This window comes from Falsiroseomonas oryzae (genome assembly GCF_027856955.1).
GTDB classification, from domain to species: Bacteria; Pseudomonadota; Alphaproteobacteria; order Acetobacterales; family Acetobacteraceae; genus Falsiroseomonas; species Falsiroseomonas oryzae.
In genome coordinates this window covers 1-688 of the sequence record NZ_JAPSMD010000955.1, presented here as the reverse complement: position 1 = coordinate 688, position 688 = coordinate 1, and the positions used below count along the sequence as shown (strand labels likewise).

General features: G+C 76.5%; 1 protein-coding gene. It reads right to left on the bottom strand.

The window, feature by feature from the left end; genetic code table 11:
- Window positions 1-108: 108 nt before the first annotated feature.
- The coding region (locus OZN99_RS32930) for a tripartite tricarboxylate transporter substrate-binding protein (RefSeq protein WP_270939376.1) at window positions 109-688 on the bottom strand (580 nt) is incomplete at its 5' end.

Genomic DNA, 688 nt, shown 5'->3' with positions numbered 1-688 from the left:
CGGCGCCGGCGGCCAGGTCGCGCAGCCAGGCGGCGGCGGCGGCGTCGCCCGGGCTGCCGGCGCGGCGCTCGCCGAAGGCGTCGTAGGCCGCGAAGAAGGCCGCGGCATTCATTCCACGCGCGCCCCGGAGACCTCGACCAGGCGGCGGAAGCGCGCGACCTCGTCCACCCAGGCGGCAGCATAGGCGGCCGGCGTGGGCGAGAGCGTGATGTCGCCGCCCTCCCGCGTCAGGCTCTCGCGGAAGGCGGCGTCCTCCGTCACCAGGCGGTTCACCGCGGCATGGATGCGCGCGACCAGGGCGGGCGGCATGTTGGCGGGGCCGACGATGGAACTGCCGCTGGTGATGATCGGGCCCTCCGGCACGGTTTCCGCGAGCGTCGGCACCTCCGGCAGGGCGGGGATGCGGCGCGCCGCGGTGGAGAGCAGCACGCGCACCGTGCCGTGCTGCAGGCGCGGGATGACGATGTTGGAGATGGCGAAGGCGAAGTCCACCTCGCCGGTCTCGACGGCCAGCGTCGCCTGGTTGGCGCCGCGATAGGGGACATGGGTCCCCTCCGCGCCGATCGCCTTCAGCATCGCGGCGGCCGCCATGTGCGCCGGCGTGCCGACGCCGCCCGAGCCGTAGCGCAGCCCACCCGCGGGGGCCGCGCGCGCGGCCGCGATCAGCGCGGCGATGTCGCGCCAGGGC